7 protein-coding genes are annotated in these 22139 nt (G+C 41.6%); 6 read left to right on the top strand and 1 reads right to left on the bottom strand.

Annotated elements, in window-relative coordinates:
- Positions 1-201: 201 nt before the first annotated feature.
- Positions 202-627, top strand: a complete 426-nt coding sequence (locus A1D16_RS14745; RefSeq protein ID WP_290710842.1) for a hypothetical protein — start codon at positions 202-204, stop codon at positions 625-627.
- A gap of 73 nt (positions 628-700) precedes the next feature.
- Here the strand turns inward: A1D16_RS14745 and A1D16_RS14750 are convergent, their stop codons facing one another.
- Positions 701-2284 carry a hypothetical protein gene (locus A1D16_RS14750; protein WP_290710844.1) on the bottom strand — a complete coding sequence of 528 codons (1584 nt, stop codon included), beginning with the start codon at positions 2282-2284 and terminating at the stop codon, positions 701-703.
- 460 nt (positions 2285-2744) lie between these two features.
- On the opposite strand from A1D16_RS14750, the gene A1D16_RS14755 reads away from it, so the two are divergent.
- From A1D16_RS14755 to A1D16_RS14775, 5 genes are all read left to right on the top strand, one after another.
- Positions 2745-5057: a hypothetical protein gene (locus A1D16_RS14755; RefSeq protein WP_290710846.1), complete on the top strand. Its 2313-nt coding sequence runs from the start codon at positions 2745-2747 to the stop codon at positions 5055-5057.
- 10 nt (positions 5058-5067) lie between these two features.
- Complete coding sequence (locus A1D16_RS14760) at positions 5068-6159, top strand: hypothetical protein (RefSeq protein WP_290710848.1); 1092 nt, start codon at positions 5068-5070, stop codon at positions 6157-6159.
- Positions 6160-6179: 20 nt separating this feature from the next.
- Complete coding sequence (locus tag A1D16_RS14765; protein WP_290710850.1) at positions 6180-13028, top strand: hypothetical protein; 6849 nt, start codon at positions 6180-6182, stop codon at positions 13026-13028.
- A gap of 16 nt (positions 13029-13044) precedes the next feature.
- Positions 13045-13680, top strand: a complete 636-nt coding sequence (locus A1D16_RS14770) for a hypothetical protein (protein WP_290710852.1) — start codon at positions 13045-13047, stop codon at positions 13678-13680.
- 19 nt (positions 13681-13699) lie between these two features.
- On the top strand, positions 13700-22139 hold an 8440-nt coding region (locus A1D16_RS14775; RefSeq protein WP_290710854.1), incomplete at its 3' end, for an RHS repeat-associated core domain-containing protein.

The raw sequence follows: 22139 nt of genomic DNA on the forward strand, positions 1-22139 counted from the left end.
CTAGTTTGACACAGGGGTAATACATGGTTGGCCTGGTAGGCTGCTTTTCAGCGCCACTTGTTACAAAAAACATCCTTTCGTTACCAGTATGAACCATTTGTTTCTTTTGATTGGAAAGCTACCTGCGAAGTTGTATTATTGTTGTAGAACGGACGCAAATCGGGAGTGGAATATAATTCCGCCAAAGAATTTTTAGTAAAAATGAGAAAAGCCGGACTATTTTTTATCCTTAATTCCTTAATTGGGCTTACCTGCAAACCGGGCAGTAAGACGACAGCAGGCTACCCTTTGAGCAATCATTCCAGCGCTGCAAATGAAAAATACCAGGTGTATAGGATTGATTCGGTTAACCATATTTATATTATTTACGCAAAAAAAGGTACTGGTTTGTATAAAATTGTTTCTTTAAAAGACACCGTACAATGTCAGCAACTACAAGTTGGTGGAGAATATAAGTTCATTTTGATGTCTCGTGTTCCAAAGACCTTTAAAGGAGAAAATGTATCTCCTAATCAAGTTCCTCATGTAGCTGGTATAATGTTCCATGGTAACTGGATCAAATTTGAACGAGATTCAATCAATGATATTTTTTCATCGATAAATCTTAGAGGACTATGTCTTCAGTAAAAGGCATTTTAGCTTTTGAATGAAATTAACCAGTTGATTTTTTAAATAGTAGTCTTCGATAAGATCATTTCTATTATTCAATGGTAACATGCACTATCTGGTATCGTTTTTTCTTGGCTTCGGTTTTAGAAGCAGGAATAAAGAGTTCGAACGGTGATTTATAGGTGGCCTTAGTCAGGAGGTAGATATGCATTCTTCCAGCACCCTCACCCAATAATTTTCTTGATTCAACTTCTCTGTTTGTATTAATGACAGCCGCACCCAGTGACAATTCTTTTATGTTTCCAAATCCTTTTTGTTTGATTCTTTCCGGATTAAAAGGAGCCTTAATGTTCTCTTCAAAATCGTTGTATAAAACAATCAGTTTGTCTTTATAAGGAATAAATTTCGAAGTAATGGCGGCGCTTAGTCTGTTATGTCGGGGTATTGTGGTTATAACCGGTTTCCTTTGCTGATCCAGGAAAACCATATTTACGGGTCCGGCAAAGCTGGTTTTATCATACCTTGTGCCGTCATAGGATTCCACCGTACCTACCGGGCTGCCTCCCAGCAAAAACTGGTTATCGGGCAGTTCAATCAACTGGTAGCTGGTTGCATTCATACCGATCAATCCTCTTCGTTTATTGGCAAACTTCATATCTTTCATGAGGTTCAGAAATTGGGCGGGATAGGGGATCCGCTGTGTGTTAGTTTCATCCAGTGTTGCTGTGGCAATTTCTTTCAGCCAGACTCCTTCTCTGAAATGCTTCTCATGGTAATCTCCGGCAAATATTGCCTTTGAACCATCTTTGGTAATGAGCAGGGTGGTTCTGTACAATGCACGTTCCGTATTATCTGCCTCGAAATTTATCTGCAGCTCTTTTTTATCCGGGTTAAGAATATATCCCCTCATTGCTTTGTATTGCTCATTTTCGTTCTGGCTTTTACTAAGATCGTGCTTAAGGAAGGAAGCGGCGATGGTTCCGTTATCAGCAATGGCTACTTCATGCAACTGAATTTTTTCGGTTCCTTTTACATGGGCAATATGTGTTTGGGTAATGTTCAGGTCCTTATCTAATACTGCTGTAAAAAATTGTTCCTCGATTCCGGTGGCAGCTACCAGTAAATGTTTTTTATCCGGACTTTCCTCCACGAAAACAGTTTTGTACATATTTCCACTACGCAGTAGCCGGGTATCAGTAAGGGGAAACTGGTAGAGCGATTTTGTGTTGATCAGGGCAAGTGTAGTACGGTCTATTTCAGATTGGAATAACTCAAGTTTTGAGTTGTTCAGGAACTTCGCATAGATAAGCACTAATTTCTGTTGATATTCAAGGGCAATGGTTCTTAGCGGTCCGAATTTTTTTTCACCATTTTCCAGATTATTGACCACTATTTCTTTTCCGTCAGGACTCACTTTCCTGATCTGCAAGGAATGTTCGGCGTGACCCTGCATTGCATGGAAAGTATAAATATTTGCCTTCATGCCATAGGCATGCACCACTATTGAATTCTCTCCATCAGCAAAACCGGTAAACTCTTCCCCACTTGGGTATTGAATATTTTTTCTGTATTGAGGTTCGTATTTAATTTCTGAGTGGATGGTTTGTGCATAACCGGAAAGACTAAATATGACAAAAAATAAAGTGGGCAGTTTTTTCATGGAGGTTTTTGTCATAAGATAACTCAGGAGATTTTAATCTGCAACTATTGTTTTTTTATGGCCAATTGTGTTCGTACCTACTTTAGACCTATTCGTGTATCCAAACGGCCATTTCGTGTATTTTTTATTTTAATGTTTTTCTAATTTGTGATGCTGGATTACCCTTGTAAATGATAGATTATTAAGGTATTACATAGGATCAGAAGCTTGAAATATTGCATTTATAGGAATATAAATACCGTGTTTTCACCTTTTTTTTTACCAAATCTTTTCTCTTAATTTGATCCAACAAGTATCAATAAGCGCAGTCCAATCCTCCGGAATATCCAGGTTATATCCCTCCGTCTGAAGACGTACAATTATCACCTTAATTTATCAACCAATGTTGTTGCAGCTACAACCATCTCCAGTGTAGTAAAGGCTTTCTCCTGCGAGACTGATTTTACCAATCCACCATTTTAACAGCACTTTTCCCTTGCAAAAGCTTTTCATTCTGAGCTTACTGGGCTTCTTTTTGCCTATAGTTTCGCTTACCCAAACCGTTGGTAAGCGGTCAGGTAATGACCTGGCTGATTCAACCAGTTACGTCAACCTGATTTTGCCGGCAATTTGTAAAGGAAACAAACAGGTACAGCTACCCCTTTATCTACTGGAAAAAACTACGGTGGACAGGTTTAAGCATAACACCTCAAAAGTTCAACAACGTAAAAGCTTATTAAATATAACTGGCAATGTGTTATATGACATGAATTATCGGTCAAGAATTGATACACCCTATGCTGACAGGGAGATTTATCAGCATACTATTCAAACCAGGCTTGATATAACTTATAAAGATAGGGTTCCCCTAAAACTGTACACAACCAAGAGATTTAGTAATTCTCCCCTGTTTAGAAGTTATACAGATTTCAATTTGCAGTTTAATGCAAACGACTTTGTACAACTATTGAAACAATGGGCTATCCAGGCGATAGAAGAAGTAGTGCGGTCTAATTTTTCACAGATTGATTCATTGAAGAAAATACTTGAAACTAAAAAGGAACGAATGAATCGGCACCAGTTGGCCATGGAAAAGGGAAGTTTGGACAATGAAATTCAGCTTGAGAAAGAACGGCTGTATTACAAGAATAAAAAGGCGGCAGACATGCATGTTGATATAACGCCAGTAATCGAATTGCCGGCTGTTGAATTGCCACAGAATAAGAGAAAATTTACAACCCAGCCAAATTTAGCAGTTAGTCATTTTGCCGACAGCACTAGGCTTCAGGGAATGCTTAGTGCTATTAGTAAAAGACGGAACGATTTAGATAGTATGAAGCAGGAGTATCACACGCTTGAAATGAACTACGATAAACTGGTAAGGTCACAACAGACAGCCATCAAATCATTACAGCAGCAGGTTCAGGGAACTGCCAGCACAGATGAGTTGGCACAATTAATCCGGCAACATAAATTATCAGACAGCCTGATGTCAAAGAGAGTTAAAATGCTGGCTGCCCTTCGAAACCTGTCCTTAGGAAGAAGTTTAGCCGATTATTCAGAATTGACAGTAAAGAACATTTCTATAACCGGCTTACAGATTGAATACAATCCCGGTTATTATTATGCCATTGCAGCAGGAAAAGTTGATTACAGATTCAGGGATTATTTAGTTCCAAATCGGTTACGTTCAACGCAATACCTGGGTTTGGTACGTTTTGGAAAAGGTACCCGCACCGGTAACCATATTTTCCTTTCCTATTATACAGGCAGGCGTCAGTTGTTTAATTCTATGGTTTCTGTTGGTCAGGATAGCGCAGTGCCCTCATATATGTTGGCTGGATTATCATTGGAAGGTTTATGGCGGATTAATAAAAATATGGCATTGATTGGTGAAGTAGCTAAATCCACCGTTCCCTTTTATGGAAGGGATAGTATGGCGAAGTCATCCTGGATGAATACCCTTACGGATTTTTCCACCAGGCAGAATGAAGCCTACTCGCTTCGATTGAATGGATTTATTCCGGCTACCCAAACAAAACTGATGGGTTCTGTACGGTATTTCGGAAGCCATTTTCAGTCCTTTAGCAGCTTTACAACAGGTTCTTCCCAATTACGCTGGATGGTTAAACTTGACCAACCTTTTTTTAAACGAAAATTGATCATACATAGCAGTATTCAACAGAATGAATTCAACAATCCATTTGTAGCAGCCAACTATAAAAGTTCAGCGGTTATTGGCAGTATTCAGGCGAATTTGAGGGTAAAAAAATGGCCATTTATTTCTGTGGGATATTACCCGTCTTACCAACTGGTCAAAACGGATGATGATAAATTTGCAGAAAGCAGGTACCATACATTATCCGGAAGTGTAGGTTATCATTATAACTGGAAAGAGATACAGTTGTCAAGTTTTTTGGTGTACAGTCAATTTTATAATAATTCCCTTGATTCAGGTTTTATTTATTTCAATACACGAAATATTCTTCTCACACAAACCATTCAGGTAAATCGATTGCACTATACGTTAAATGCTGCTGCAAATATTGGTACTGATATAAATGTTTATTCTATGGAGCATCTTGGACAGTGGACATTTTCTGAACGGTTTTCAATTGGCGCCGGAATCAAAGCCATTAAACAGGTGGGAGTATCTTCTTTGTTTATTGGTTACAGCGGAAACATGGGATTTCGAATAAACAAAATCGGAGAGTTGCAACTCAGCTTTGACAAAGGCTATTTGCCGGGTATGGCAAGGGACTTAGTAAAGAATAATATTGGACGTATAACCTACTACAAACAATTTTAAAGCAGTTTTTATGCGAAAATTGACGAGTTTTTTTGTGCTGGGATGGATGGGTATTTTTTCCGTTTCAGCACAGGTTTCCCTATCGCTGCAGGAGCCGCCCGCCGGAATTGTTCAAAAAAATCAGTTATGGAACCTGGCGCTGGTAAATGCTGGTGCAGGTACATTGGAGCTCTCTGTTGTAATGACACTTATGGATATTTCAACCAATCAGCCGGTATTGTCAGGGACCACTAAAACATTTTTTCTCCCCAAAGGAGTAAAACAAATCCGGCTTGCGGAAGTTGGTCCAATAAATTACACCTATACCTCTCCCATATTTTCCCGATTGAATGAGTCGCTACTGCCGGTTGGTCTTTACCAGGCCTGTTACTACGTATATGGAGGTAATAAGGATGGGGAAGGTATTTTAGCGGAGGATTGTGTACCGGTAGAAGTGCAGCCATTGAGTCCCCCGCAATTAAATTTTCCAGCTGATTCAGCTATTCTAAGTTCTAAAAACATCCTCTTTGCCTGGTTGCCTCCAACGCCTGCGAATTTATTTGCCGATCTGAACTATGATTTGTTGGTTACAGAAATAAGATCCGATCAAACACCTGCTGCTGCTATTCAGGAAAATCTTCCGATCTATTTTGGAAGGCAATTAAAAAATATCAGTTCCAATTTTCCCGCCTCTGGAAATAAACTGGATACTGCAAAGTGGTATGCCTGGCAAATTATTGCAAAAAATGGTCAAACCCCTGCGGGATTCAGTGAGACATGGATTTTTAAAATTCAGCCCGATAAACCCGAATTACCCGGCAGATCAGGTTTATTGCATGTGGAACTAGGTACAGGTTCAAACATTCCTGCCACAGTTTATATTAAAGGTTCGGTATTGGCAATCAAGCATTATTCCTTCGAAACCGACAGAGTAGGGGAGTTCCGGATTACAGATGAAAAGGGGGGGCTGGTAAAATCGTTCAAAAAGAAAATTGCGTACGGAGATAACTATATCCAGTTTGAGCTGGATCGAAAATTTCAGGCCGATACATATTATACGATAGAATTTATCGATACACATGCTATCCGCTATTCCGCCTCTTTCGTTTTGGAACAAAATTAATTACGCCTTATTGAACTATTATGATTCTTGAAATCGCATCATACCATCGCAAAAAAGTTGCAGGTCTTTTGTTCAGCTTGTTGTATGCTTCTCTGGCGCAGGCCAGCATTGCGAACTGGTTACACAAACCCAGCGAGTGGCGTCCTCTTCAATGGAACCTGCCATTGTCACCAGAACAAATGCCAGAAAGGCCTGATATATCAACTATTGATGACGGCAAGTTAAAACCTGTTGAAAGGTTGGCGCTGAAAGAATTGCCAGATGGTGGTGGGCCCAGCCAACCGGAAATGACATCTTTCAAATCAGTAGGAACAGATAACCTTGTGAATTTATTCACTGGTGATTTCAGTTATAATATTCCCTTACTGGATGTGGGTGGCTATCCGGTTAATATTTACTATGAAGGTGGCATCACTATGGAGCAGGAAGCCAGCTGGGTTGGCCTGGGGTGGAATATTAATCCGGGTAATGTGCATAGAAATATGCGGGGTGTACCGGATGATTTCAATGGACAGGATACCCTAACACAGGTTCAGATTATGAAACCCAATAAAACCTGGGGTTTGAATTTTGGTGCCGACCTTGAATTATTAGGAAGGAAAACGCCCATAAATGTAAACCTGGGTGTTGCTCTAAACAATTACCTGGGCCCTTCTATCAGTCTTGGTTTGCGAGGTAACCTGTCTCAATCAATTTCCAATACTGCTGGTTCAGAAAAGTTTGGCGCGGCTGCCACGGTATCATTGGGGGTTGAAGTTAATTCAAGGACAGGCGCTTCATTTTCAGCCAATGCTTCATTGAGTGCCAGTAAAACCTTTTCTGATTATAAAGTTACTGCTGGATTAGGAGCCAGTACAGGTTATAATTCGAGAAATGGATTGAAATCAATACAACTCAGCGATCAGGCTGGTTTTAATGATGAAACCGAAAAAATAGGGCTTCATAAACGCTCCGATAAATATTACATCTATAAAAACGGTGGCAGTATAAATAATAGTATGCTGTCCACCACCATCAGCTTTGCCAAACCAAGTTATATACCATCCCTGCGTATGCCGGTTACCAATACTGCCTGGTCGGGCCGATTTCAGCTCGGATTAGGAAGTTTTGGGGTGGCTGCTGATCTGGAGGCTGAAGTGTTTGGTCAAAAATCTGAAATCCATCCAAATGATACCTTGCAACAGAAGCCGTTGGTAGGGTATATGTACCTGCAAGAGGCGGTTTCGAACCCGGATTATGTAATGGACTTTACGCGATTTAACGACCGTGAAGTTACTCCCAATACCCCGGTTATTTCAGTTCCTCAATACACGTATGATGTATTCTCTATCCAGGGTGAAGGAACAGGTGGCAGTATACGTGCCTATCGAAACGACTATGGGTATGTGAGAGATAATATTACTAAATCAAAGGATCAGAATTTAAGTTTTGGAGCAGATATCGATCCGCCCGGGCACTATGGTTCAAATTTTGCCCTGGTAAAAACGCCCTCCATTAGTGGTGAATGGGGGAAAGGAAATAAGTTAAGAAATGCCATTCCTTTTAAAGCAAGTTATGGGAAGAATGAACTGGTATATTTTCGGAACCCGGGAGAAAACTCAATTATTGATCCTGAACGTTACAATAAAATAGGTGGAGTTGATTTGGTTCGGTTTGCATTGGCAGGTTCGGGTGTTTCGCCTTCACTGGAGGCACAATTACAGCGCTTTGATAAAACAGGAAAACCGACCGGAACACTTTTGCCATTGAATAAAGCTGATACGGCAAAAAGTAAGCGGACGCAGGTAATTAATTTTTTAACTGCTTCCGAAGCATCTAAAGTGGGGTTGGATACTATTATTAAAAGTTATAATAACACCACGTATTTCGATAATGTTGCAGACACTTTATTGTATGAGAAAATTAATCGGGTTGGCGGTTATAGGAAAGCACATCATATTTCTCAGATCAATGTAACAGAATCCAATGGAAGGAGGTATGTATATGGCGTACCGGTTTATAATGTGGTACAGAAAGATTTTACCTTTTCGGTTCATCCCGGAAATTATACTACCATCCCAGAAACGGTAGGTGTTAATGCTTCAATTATTTCATCTGGTTCGGGCTTATTGAATGATAGTTCCAGCAGGGACGGATATGTTCAGATCTCAACCACTCCTGCTTATGTCAGTTCCTTTCTTCTTTCCGGCCTATTGTCGCCTGATTATATTGATGTTACCGGAAATGGAATTACAGAAGACGATATTGGTGAAGCGGTTAAGTTCAATTATTCGCGTATTATCAATGGAACAAAGCAAACCCATCGTTGGCGATCTCCGAACTCAACGAGCCAGGTAGCTAATTTTAATGCAGGTTCCCTTACCGAGACCCGGGATGATAAAGCTATGATAACCTATGGGGAGCGGGAATCCTGGTATCTGCAATCTGTTGAGTCAAAATCGATGATTGCATTGTTTTATGTGTCAAAAAGAGCCGATGGTAACAGTGCAAAAAGTATACTCGGAGAAATTGATCAAACTGTTGATCTGCTAAAAAAACTCGATAGTATTGCCCTTTATAACAAATCTGATCTTAAAAGCAATGGCTTAACACTGGCTAAGCCCATTAAAACCGTTCATTTTAAGTACAGCTATAAGTTATGCCAGGGAACACCTGATAATGATACTGCTGCAATAGGTTCAAAAGGAAAACTTACGCTGGATAGCATTTATTTTACCTATAATGGAAAAAATCGGGCAAAAAAGAATAAGTATAGTTTTTCTTATACAGTAGCTGCAGCAGATAGTGCTCAATTCAATCCCATCTATTCGATGGGTAATACCGATCGGTGGGGTTCGTATAAAGACTTTTCAGCTAATCCGGCCGGTATGCGGAATGCTGATTTTCCTTACACCCTTCAAACAGCCACCGCAAAAACTAATCTGGATAAAAATGCCAGCGCCTGGATGTTGAGAAAAATAACCCTTCCATCAGGTGGACAAATGGAGATCGATTATGAATCGGACGATTATGGGTATGTTCAGAATAAAAAAGCCGCCGCCATGATGAAAGTAGTTGGTTTTGGAAGTACTAATAATTATGCCAATGCTACGAACCTGCTTTATCCTTTCTCCTTTCCTACGCCTGCGGAAAATGATTATGTGTTTATTGAAGTACCTGAATCCTGCGCCAACGCAACAGATGTTTATAACAAATACCTGGTCGGATTAAAACAAATTTCCTTTAAGCTTTCGGTTAGAATGCCTAAGGGATATGAGTTTATTCCCTGTTACGCCAGCATTGATAACAACCAGTACGGGGTAAGCAGTACCTCAACAGTTATTTGGATTAAAATGAAACGTCTTGGAGGTAAAAGTCCGGTTTCTTTAACGGCACTGGAGTTTTTGCGGCAGCAGTTACCGGGGCAGGCATTCAAGGGATATGATGTATCTGATGAAAAAAATCTCAAACAAATCGGTTCTATGCTAAGTGGACTCCTGGTTAGTTTGCGTGATGCTTTTACCGATCCGGTGAATGCACTTCGTAAAGACGGAAAAGCCATGCAGGTTGATCTGGCCCGCTCCTTTGCCCGACTGAATGATCCGGACGGTATTAAGTATGGTGGCGGGTATAGAGTGAAAGAAGTTCGCCTAAAAGATAACTGGCAGGCTATGACCGGGCAGTATACATCCAGTTATGGGCAACGCTACCAGTATACTACTACTGAAAAAATTGGTACCCAGGTCAAAACTATCAGTAGTGGGGTTGCGTCCTATGAACCCAGTATTGGTGGTGAAGAAAATCCATTTCAATCAATTATTGAAGTGGCCGATAACCTGCCGCTTGGCCCTACGTCCTATGGTGCCGTTGAAATGCCGGTATTGGATGCTTTTTTCCCGTCTCCTGTTGTTGGGTATAGTAAAGTCACAGTCAGTTCACTGAATACAGATACTGCTTCAAGGTCTAGAATAGGAAGACAGGTAACTGAGTTTTACACCGCTAAAGAGTTTCCCGTTTATTACAGTTACACTCCATTGGATGGTGCAAGTACCAAAGAATTTCATAAACCAGCCGGCCTGGCATTTTTAAAGAAATCCTCTTTTGATTACAAAGCACACAGCCAGGGTTTTTTAATTATAAATAATGATATGCATGGAAAAATGAAGTCTCAATCCTTCTATGGTGCATTGGATACCCTTACGAGAATAAGTTATACGGAGAATTTTTACCGAAATACCGGTAAAAACGGATTGGATGATAAGTTCCAGTTTGTTGGAAAAGAAACGGGTGGTACAGTATACTTCGGTAATATGGGAGTAGATGTGGAACTTATGACCGATGCCCGCGAATTCTCTGTGAAGGCTTCCAGTATGGAGGTTCAAACTCAGATTGATTTATTTTTCCTTGCCATGGTTACCATTCCTGTTCCTACCATGTGGGGGATAGTAGGGAATTCAGAAAATATTTACAGGTCCGTAACCACAACGAAGGTGGTGAACTACCATAGTGTATTAGACAGTATTGTAGTAATCGATAAAGGCAGCCAGGTTTCGACCAAAAATCTCGTTTATGATGGTCATACAGGCGAAGTTCTGATTACCCGAACCAATAATGAATTTGATAAGCCGGTCTATTCAACCAGCCTGCCGGCTTATTGGGCATATTCCGGAATGGGACTGGCTTACCAGAACATTGACGTCAACTATTCTAATGTTCAATTCAGCAGAGGGAAAATAGTTTCTACTGTGGTTGATACTACGCTGTTTCAAAGTGGAGATGAAATTCTGGTTCAGAATGCTGCTGCTGCTGGCAGCGGCTGCGAAAAAGAACTGGCATCAGGGGCCAGGAAATTGATATGGGCGGTAAACAAAAATAAAAACAATACAGCTCTATACGCAGCTTCTGATTTAATATTTGTTGATAGCAGTGGTGCGCCTTTTACCATGAATGATGTTTCCTTTCGGGTAATTCGAAGCGGGCACAGGAACCTGCTCACTGAAAAAGTGGCAAGCATTACGTCTATGGTAAATCCGGTTCAAACCGGTCTGTTGAAATTTGATACAGCCAGCAAGGTTATTACAGCAACAGCCATTGAGTTTAAAGAAAAGTGGAAAGTAGATAATGATATCATAAAGCGGGCAAGGTACCAGCGAAATATGTCTACTTGTAAAATAGAAGAAATTATTGATAGCCTGGCTCCTTTAGAGTTAAGTATCAACCCTTACATCAAAGGTTTGTTGGGCAATTTCAGGCCCTATAGAAATATGGTGTTTTATGATGCCAGGAGAGAAGCTGATACTTCTTCCAGTACCAATATCAGTGAGTATGGATTTTTGAAAAATTTTAAATCCTATTGGTCAATTAATGGTCAGAATAACCTTATACCCGACTCATTAAGTACGCAGTGGGTTTGGAATACACTGGTTGAGAAAGTGAATTCAAAAGGCCAGGATATTGAGTCAAGGGATGCATTGGGAATCTACTCTGCTGTACAATATGGGTATAAAAAGCTATTACCTGTTGCGATGTCGAGCAACGCCAGATCAACAGAATCTTTCTACGAAGGATTTGAAGATCATGGCTACCAGGAAGCTATAAATACCACCGTGTTTAATAAATACCAACATCATATTGATTTTACAACTTTGTCAGGAGGACAAACGGTATTACTGGATACTGCCAAAATAGCTGCGCATACGGGGGCCTACGCGTTCAGGGTTAATCCGGGTTCAACCGCTACCAAGCAGATACCCGTCACAACCCTTATGGAAACACCTATAAACCTTGCTTTTGGAAGAGATACAACAAGAAGGCTTGATTCTCTTGGCGGAAACGTTCAGCTTACGCAGGTTACGCCCTATTTCGCCAATAGTTCCACTTCGGTAGATTATTTAAAAGCCGGCACCACCTTCACGAATGGTGGGTTCACTTCTTCCGTATCCATGGGTAATACAATAACCGATGTTGGATCGCAACGGACCTTCTATCACAGACTGAATTATTTTGTTGATTACTATGTGAAGGTTACGCAAAGCGGCACTTATTCATTCAGTTTGTCTATGAATGGCAATGGGTATTCACTTCCCAATTATGATTATAACAATATGTTTTTGCAGATTTATGATACTTCCGGAAAGCTGGTTAAATCACAGAACTATAACACCTATGGTGGATTAAGTGGTAATACCACGGCATTATTATGTACCGGTGAATATCGGGTTAAAGTGAGCATGGTCAATGAATTCAGCTACACCACCACAACTTCCGTTCCGGTTGTGTCAACCAGTTATATTTTTTCCATGACCACAAACCTGGTTACCTCTAACTATAAAAACCTGACTAAGTCGGCTAGTTGCTGGTATCCAACAGGAATAAAAGCTTCGGAAAACATGCTCAATGAAACGTTTTCCTTAACGCCGGGTAAAAAGATGGTGCTTTCTGCCTGGGTTAGGGAGGATTGTGGAAACGAGGCAACCGGTATTCCCTGCAGGGAGTTCACCTATACAAAAAATCAGGTTCGCTTAACATATTCGGGTGGTGAAGACACCGCTTATTCGGCTGGCGGGCCAATAATTGATGGCTGGCAGCGATACGAATTTGAGTTTACACCCCCCATTGGTGCTACGGCCATGGATTTGAAATTTATTAATTCAGGTACAGGTAATTTATACGTTGATGATATCAGAATCCATCCTTTCAACGCCAATATGAAGAGTTATGCATATGATCCGGTTAACCTTCGCTTACGAGCTGAACTGGATGCTAATAACTACGCGGTATTTTATGAATACGACGAAGAAGGCATATTAATCCGAAAAAAAGTGGAAACCAGGGAAGGTATTAAAACCATCAACGAAACAAGAAGTTGGCTGCAAACCAAAATTCAATAAGTAAAAAAGAACTGCAATGAATCTACTTTATAAATTTCTTCTTTTTACGCTGTGTCTTGGAGCAACGGAACATCTTTCTGCTCAGGTATCCATTAAAGGACCAGTATGCGTAAGTCCAGGCACTTTGTACCATTATAGTGTACAGGGTAAATGGGATTCTTTATCCAGGGTTATGATTTGTATAACAGGTGGTAAATTGGAAGATGGGGAAATCTGTACGCCGAATTATACTGCGCTATCAGATATATATGTAATCTGGTCAGATGAGCCCATTAAAAAGCTGCATGTTCAATCTTCCCTGATGGACACCATTATTCAAATTCAGTCTACCGCTGCTCTTTCAGGTGGCTTAATTGACAGCCTTTCAAGAATTCAAACGGTGGATACGATTATCAATTCCTACTCCATTAGCTGCAGTGCGGCAAGTGGTGGAGATTGTGAAACAACGTATGAATACCAGTGGCAGATATCTACGAATACGCTCGACTGGATAAATATTATCGATGCCAATAATGCAACATTACTGTTTAAGGAAAAAGTGATGGTAAACACTTTTTTACGCAGGCAGGTGCTTGAAAAGCGTTCCAATACCATCGCCTACTCTGATATGGCAATTCTGACGGTTCCATTTAACAATGGTTCTTCAAACTAGTCTGCTAAAAAGAAACTTTATGAACTGGAGCAATAATTTTTGGGGAAGAATGGCTTTTAAGAACTTACTGAGCTTGCTTTTTACTGTTTCGGTAAGTATGACTGTTTTCGGACAGACCGGTATTTCCGGTGCTACCTCCGTAACACAGGGAAATTCTTATACCTATTATCCCACTTACAATGGATCGAGCACCTATGCATACAATGGGTCCTATTCTTATTATATTACGGGTGGGGTAGTATCCGGAACCAGCAATACTTCCGCTTCGGGGTATTGTTCAAGTGTATTGTATTCGATAGGACTAAATGTTACCTGGACTTCCAGCAGTGGGTCGTTGTATTTTACCTTCGGCCTGGGTTCCACAACCATTTATATTACGGCGGCATCCTCTCTTCAGCCTGGAACCATTACCCCTGCCAGTCAAACAATCAATTATAATACAAGTCCGACAACCCTTTCAGGAACAGCCGCCTCCGGCGGCGGAACAAGTCCCACTTACTTGTATCAATGGATGAGTTCTCCCAATAATTCTACCTGGACAGATATTTCCGGAGCAACAAGTCAGAATTATAGTCCGGGTAGTTTAACTGCTACCACCTATTATAGAAGAAAAGTGACCGTTTCCGGGGCAGGAACAACCGCCTACACAACCAGTGTGCTGGTGGCTGTGCACCCTCAGTTAACTGCATCTATTTCACCATCTACGCAAAATTTATCTGCTGGAGCTACCGGTACTACTATAACTTCCTCTGTTTCCGGTGGAAATGGCACATATACTTACCAATGGCAAACTTCGCCAAATAATTCTACCTGGACGAATGCTGGTACCAGCTCCAGTTATTCACCCGGTGTTGTAACAGCTACCCGATACGTTCGGTTGCTGGCTACCAGCAATGGTGTGCAGGTAACCAGTAATACCGCTACCATTTCCGTGTGTACTCCTGCGCCAAATCAGATCACAGGCTCTTCGTCTGTAGCAATAGGTTCAACCATTCAACTGGCTGGGAGTCTTCCTTCCGGAACATGGAGTTCTTCCAATACGGCGGTGGCAACGATCAATACAGCTGGATTGGTGACCGGAAAAACGGTTGGAAACACAACCATCAGTTATAGTGCTAATGATGGTTGTGGCACAAGCGTCAGTAACCTGGTGGTTTTGGTTGATTCCGTTAGTTCCATTCTTAGGGGACTTGGCACCGATCGAAACACCAATCAAATAGATACGATTGTTTTAACGCAGGGTAATAATAAGGAAACGCTGTTTACGCTGGATACGGTGTCTTACACAGCGCACCAGCTCAGGAATGTAATTGCCTTACGTATTGTTGAGGAATCGAAAAAATTTATACCGGGTGATTTTGCAGCTACTGTAGTGTTGAAAGTTGAATACGGACATTCGTTGGCAGATAAAGCAACAATTGATTCTATAAAACTTCAGGTGAATTTCACCAAAGATGCAGGTAATAACTACAATGCATTGCATTATTATACCCTGGAAAATGCGGAATATATAAAGGTGACCGTATTACGGATAGAAGCGCCAACGACGGTAAATGGACAGGCATTTGATACGAAAGAAGTATTGCTGTTGACGAATTCCATTATGACAAGCAGGTATTTTCAGTTGGCGGACAATAAGAAACCAACCATCACCATTCATACACCCATTGTTTCCGGAATACCGGATGATGTGATGGTGTCCTGGTTACATGCTCCAAAGGCACTGAACAATTCTACCCAGGTTGAATGGAGTTGGCTGGAAAATGAATTTCAATCAAGTTATGTTCGTAGTGGATCCTTTGATACCAGTTTATTGTTCAAATTAAATGCTACCAGAATCGAAATTCCGGGTAGCCAGCGGAAAGATAGTATTTCTGTGCCTCTTTTATATGGAGGAAATGGAAAACTATATGTACGGGTAAGGGCGGTTAATATTACCAGTTCTGGCAGCCGAAATGACGGACCCTGGTCAGGAGTGGGAGTTTATTCTTTTACTGGGCATAATGATACTACCAACTGGCAGGTTACAACCAGTTTTGCCGAAGATGGAAAACGAAAAACTGTAATTCAGTATGCCGATGGGTCACTGCGCTACCGGCAAACCGTCACTAAGGATAATTCCAGTGAAAAAATTGTAGTGGCAGAATCTTTATATGATACGGAGGGTAGACCGGTGGTGCAAATTTTACCAGCTCCTCTAATGGATACTGTTATTCGCTATAAAAAGAACCTGAATTTGTTTGTGGGGCAGGGTGTAAATACCAATCCGGCTGCCTATTTTGATTTTACCTCACCCACTTTAGGTCGGTATGGAACAAGCCCGATGGTTACCACAACCGGTGCAGCCAGCTATTATAGCAGTTCCAATACAGATACGATTAATAAATTCAATAAACACATTCCGGCCGCCAATGGATTTGCTTACGCCGTTACGAGATATACCCCAGATGGAACCGGTAGGGTTATGCGGCAGGGTGGAGTAGGTGATTCTTTGGCAATAGGTGGAAACCATGCTACCCGTTATTATTATGGTTCACCCGGCCAGGAGGAGTTGCATGCCCTCTTTGGTACAGAAGTGGGTAATGCAACCCATTACTTCAAAAACATGGTGCAGGATGCCAATGGTCAGATGAGTGTGAGTTATGTAGATATGCAGGGTCGAACCATTGCCACAGCCCTGGCCGGTGATGCGCCGGTAACACAACAGGCACTTAATATTTCAGACAATGTGGCCTATCCAAATCAGGCTCCGAAAACGATTGTTCGAAACCTGCTGGATAAAAATTCCAATTTGTTAAAAGAGACCAGCATTGAATCTATCAGTTCTGTTCTGGTACCTTATCCAACCAGCCATAAATTTGTTTACCAGGTGGATAAGAAAACGCTTACACTCCCCAAATGTACTGGCGGAACAGTTTCCTATGATATTCAGTATAACTTGCAAATATCCATTGTAAATGAAGCAGGAGAAACGCCAGCTGCTACCTACACGTATACTGGCATAACCAATTATTTGTTTAATCAGACACTTACGCTTCAGCCGGGTTCCTATTCTGTACGAAAAACCTTATCCATCAATTTGGATTCACTGGATAAATTTCTGCAACAATATAATACCGTGGGTATTGGTATTTGCCAGGCTAAGCAGGTTATTATAGATTCGATTGTAGCGCAGGATTCCATTGCTTCGGGATGTGCTGTAGCAACAACCCTTACAACTGCTGCCTGCCAGACCTCATTGGGTACTTATTCGAATTATCTGACTGGGTATGCAACATCCATTGGGTTGGCAAACAGTGGTCAATTAAGTGCTGCGCAGCTTACTGAATTGCGCGCTCAATATGTAAGTGATTCTGTTTTTTGTGCTTCCTTAAATGAAAACAGGTCTGCAACGCTCGATAATATAAGGGCGCAGATGCTGGAAGATATGGTTCCTTATAGCGGACAATACGCTCAAGAAACGTTAAGCGGATCAATGGCAAACAAATACAATATTTTTTCTCCATCGGGAAACTCAGGTGTTACACAGCCCTATTATAAAAATCCACGATTGGTATTAACAGGCGGAGTTGACAGATATTACAATGACCTGGGTGCGGTAGACAGCAGTATATTGCCGGCGCGTTTAAGTTCCCTAACCAAAGAAGTATTTGAACAGGAGTTTAAACCATCCTGGACAAAATCACTGCTGGTCTATCATCCTGAATACAAAAAATTAAAGTATGCAGAAGATACCCTGCGAGCCAGTTTTAATTTTATTGACAGTCTGCAGCTTTCTGTAAACACCGCGTTTAATCTTCTGAACACAGATCCGTTCTTCAATGGCATTTCAAGCACGGCAGATAAGAATCTTATGCGTAAGTACAGCGATACCAGTTGGCAGGGAACTTATTCAATGTGGCAATTGGCTTATGCAGAAGCATTAGGCTGTAAAAGTATTGCAGACGCAACCACAAGAACAACCTGTTTTACCAATATGCCCAAAGCACTGGCTACCACAGGCGCTTCTATCAACACAGGCGCAGGTTCAGTAACGCTAACTGCTACCCATCAAACTACGGCCTGGGCATGGTATAAATCAACCTATTCGTTGGTTAGAAATGAATTGGTAAACAAGTATATAAACATTCGGCCGGGTGGTGCAGATACGGCTGATAACAGCTTTCTGGTAGATCAAAAGTATAAACTACATTTCCCTTATAACAATGTTCAACGGGCAAAAAATAACGGATGGGATAGTTTTTACCCCAATAACGCCGGCGTATATCCGGCAGTAAACCTGAATGATTCTGTTGCCAATTACCAGAATAAATGTGATGATTATATTGACGGTTGGAAACAGGCATTGCTGGAGTGCCCAAGCCTGAATGCATTGGCACCGGCAACCAGACAGGCTATTCTGGATACGATCATTAACAGAATGCGGGTTATTTGTAAAACCGGAACAGATGCAGCGCATCCATTTGGTAGTTCTACGGTTCCTCCTGCCTTTTCCGGTGCAACCTATACTAGTTTTGATCAGGTGGTAAATACGGTATTTCAAAATGCTGGAATTAGTTTATCGCTTTTATGTAATCCTTATTCCATTGAATTTCCCAAACCCTATGCTAATAGCCCGTTGCTTAGTAAACAATATACCAGTGGACTGGAAGATTGCAATTGCACCCAGTACAATACCATTTTGGATGAAATAATTAACAATGAAGGAAGTACTTCGAGTCTTACCCAGATAAATAATTATTTGCGGGTTAAGTACAAGGATACCATTTCATTGGTGCTGTACCAGGGATTGCAAAACTGTTATCAATATAGCCTGTACAATTGCCGGCAGGTAGACACAATTTGTAATGTTGGACATGGCTTAACACAACCCTGTACCATCACAAAATGTGATACGTTAAGACAACGTCCGCTTCCATCCGCGCAACCACTGCCAGATTTTCTTACCTGTGGTTTTGATTATAACAGTTACAGCTGTCTGGATTGTAATACATTCAAGACACATGCTACTAATTTTTACAGTTTATTTGGTCGAAATCCTGTATTTACAGGCAATATTACCAATGATACTACCATCGCCTATAACAGTCTGTTTGCGAAATATGTTAATTTCAAAACCGGGCTAAGGCATACCTGGCAATATTATGCAGAACGGTTTGCGGCGACCAGTTGTGGAATAGGCGGACTTAGCGGCGCTGGGGCGGCTTTGTCCATTTGTCCGGATCGTACCCCGGTAAATGATACGACCGGTCTTGTGAAACTACTCACCCCCTGTGAGCAATCGAAAATTCAGGCAACCCTCAAAGCAGATACTTATTACGATGCCATCGTGGAGCAAAAACTGGCAGATTTCCGGAAAGCGTATTGGGACCTGGCCCTGGCTGTTACAGAGCAGTTCAGGGACACAAGTGCGGTTAAAGAATATCATTATACACTTTACTATTATGACCAGTCTGGTAATCTGGTTAAAACTGTACCGCCTGCAGGAGTACAGCCGATTTACCGCAGTACCTGGCTGGATAGTGTACGGGTGGCAAAAATCAACGGAACTCAATTGCCGGCACAGCACCGATTGGTTACCCGCTATAGTTTCAACAGCCTTAACCAGGTGGTGGTTCAAAAAACACCGGATGCCGGCATGAGTAAATTCTGGTACGATCGATTGGGCCGTTTGGTAATTAGTCAGAATGCCAAACAGCAGCTGGCGGGAAATGTGTATAGTTATACGCTGTATGATGCACTGGGCAGAATCAGTCAGGTAGGACAAATTACCGGGGGAACAGCCATGACCGACGCCACTGCTAAAAACGCCACCAGTTTGCAAAACTGGATAAATGCAGCGGCCAACAGCCGGAACCAGATTACGCAAACAGTTTATGACCTGCCGCTTTCTCTTGTTCAAAATACCCTCCGACAGAAAAACCTGCGTAACCGGGTCAGTTACACCCAGGTCATTAATCTGGCAACCCAAACCAATCCGGCTTCCGCAACGTATTATACCTATGATATACAGGGTAATGTAGATACCATTGTGCAGGATTTTGGTTCTTCAGCTGGCATCAAAAACGCCATGAATAATTTTCCGGCCAATCCGGATAACCGCTACAAAAAAATAGCGTATAACTATGACCTGATCAGTGGTAAAGTAAATCAGGTCAGTTACCAGCCGGGTAAACCCGACGCCTATTATCACCGCTACGAATACGATGCAGAGAATCGTCTCACCCAGGTGTATAGCGGAAGGGATAGTATCATGTTACTACTCTTCCCAGAGCGGGAAGCACAGTATGAGTATTATGCCCATGGGCCGCTTGCCCGCACTATCCTGGGCAAGCTCAACGTACAGGGATTGGATCATGCCTATACCTTACAGGGTTGGTTAAAGGGTATTAACCCGGCCATGGGAGGTAGTTTAACCAACGGTACCGATACCACCGAAGCCAAACCGGTAGCACAGGATGTTTTTGGGTTCAGTCTTCATTATTTCCGGAACGATTACAAAGCCATTTGGTACAATCCGCAGGCCAGCTCGGTGATAGGAGGGCTCACTACCAATGCATCGCCGCTGTATAACGGAAATATTGCAGCCATGGCGGTGAATGTTCCAAAGCTGAGTACAACCAAACTATATAACTACAAGTACGACCAGTTAAACCGCCTGGTGGCGATGGATGTTTTCAATGGCCTCAATCCGGTAGCGGGTACATTTACGGCTTCTATCAGTACGGAATACAGAGAGCGGGTGGGTTATGATCCCAATGGAAACATCCTTACTTACCAGCGTAATGGTGATGCGGCGCGGTTAACCATGGACAACCTGACCTATTCCTACAAGCCGAGTACCAACCAATTGCATAAAGTAGTAGATGCTGCGGCCGATGCCAGTGCAGGTGCATATCCGGATTACCAGGATCTGCGGACAGGGCAGGGGGATAATAACTATGTATACGATGCTATTGGTAACCTGGTGCAGGATGTGAAGGATACCATTACCAATATTACCTGGAATGTGTATGGTAAAATCGAAAGTATTACCCAGAACGCTAAGGTGATCCGTTATACCTATGACGCAGCGGGCAATCGGATCAGTAAATCAACCACCACTGATACCACATTTTATGTTCGGGATGCCACTGGAAATGTGTTGAGTGTGTATCGGAAACCTTCCGGTGGCCAGATCAGCCAGGAGGAGGTACATTTGTACGGCAGCAGTCGGTTGGGTATTGCAACAAGGCACCTGGCAGCTGATTCCAGTTTTAGCTTATTAAATTCGTTTGGTAAAATTTATAGTTATAAATTTACGAGGGGAGAAAAGCTCTTTGAATTAAGCAACCATTTGGGCAATGTACTGGTAACCCTTGCCGACAGGGTTCAGCAGGTTAAAGTAACCAGCGATACCGTTCGACATTACCTGGCCGATATCCGCAGTGCCAATGACTATTATCCCTTCGGCATGTTGATGCCGGGGCGTAAGTTTAATGCAGGTGGATTTAGGTATGGATTTAATGGAAAGGAAAATGACAATGAGGTAAAAGGTACGGGGAATCAGCAGGATTATGGTATGAGAATCTATGATCCGAGGTTGGGAAGGTTCTTAAGTTTAGATCCTTTGCAAAAGAAATTTCCGACATTAGCACCCTGTCACTTCTCGGGTAATAATCCGATAGCGACAATAGATCTGGATGGACTTGAGCCTGCTCCAGTAAATAAAGGCACCGATGCTCTGATTTTAATTTTACAAGGCTATGGAGGAGATCCGCCTGATAATAATACACAAGCAACAAATGCATTTTCTACAACTGGAAGTCGAGCTTTCGCTCCAGATGGAATATTGAATGGTGGTATTTTAGAAGGGGACTTTAATTGGATAAGTATTAGAGGGCAGCAGACGCAACCTAAACTACAAGTTGTAGTATATGCTTCTTCTGCAACGAGTAACACTAAAAATGATGTATTGTCAACAATTAAAAACTTTAAATCAATTAATCCAGATGGAAAGGTAATTGTGGTAGGACATAGTGGAGGTGGTGATAATCTTATTGAGCTGGCAAAAGAAAATCGCAATGTGATTTTTGACTTACTGATAACTTTAGATACACAAGACCCGAAGATCTATGGAATTGATGATAACAATGTGTATGAAAATGTAAAAAATGCTATCAACTATTATCAGATAAGTGAGCCGGTTGGTGGAGAAACATTGGATTTTAAACGAAAAGTAACTAATGGTATAAATGTGCTTTCGCCTGGCTCAAATCATAGGTCAATTGATAATGATAATTTAAACAATATAAAGGATGATATCGGTAATTTTTTAATGGGGGTAAATGCAGTTGAAGCTGCTAGGACAAGATTTTACCAAACGAAAGATCCTGCAAGTAGCAATAGTCAAGATGTTTTTGCTCCAAATGATACTAAAGGAAAGACAAAAGGTCTAGTGAATCCTATCAGTACTAGAG

The organism is Flavihumibacter sp. CACIAM 22H1 (assembly GCF_001601815.1).
In the GTDB taxonomy this organism is placed as follows: Bacteria; Bacteroidota; Bacteroidia; order Chitinophagales; family Chitinophagaceae; genus Flavihumibacter.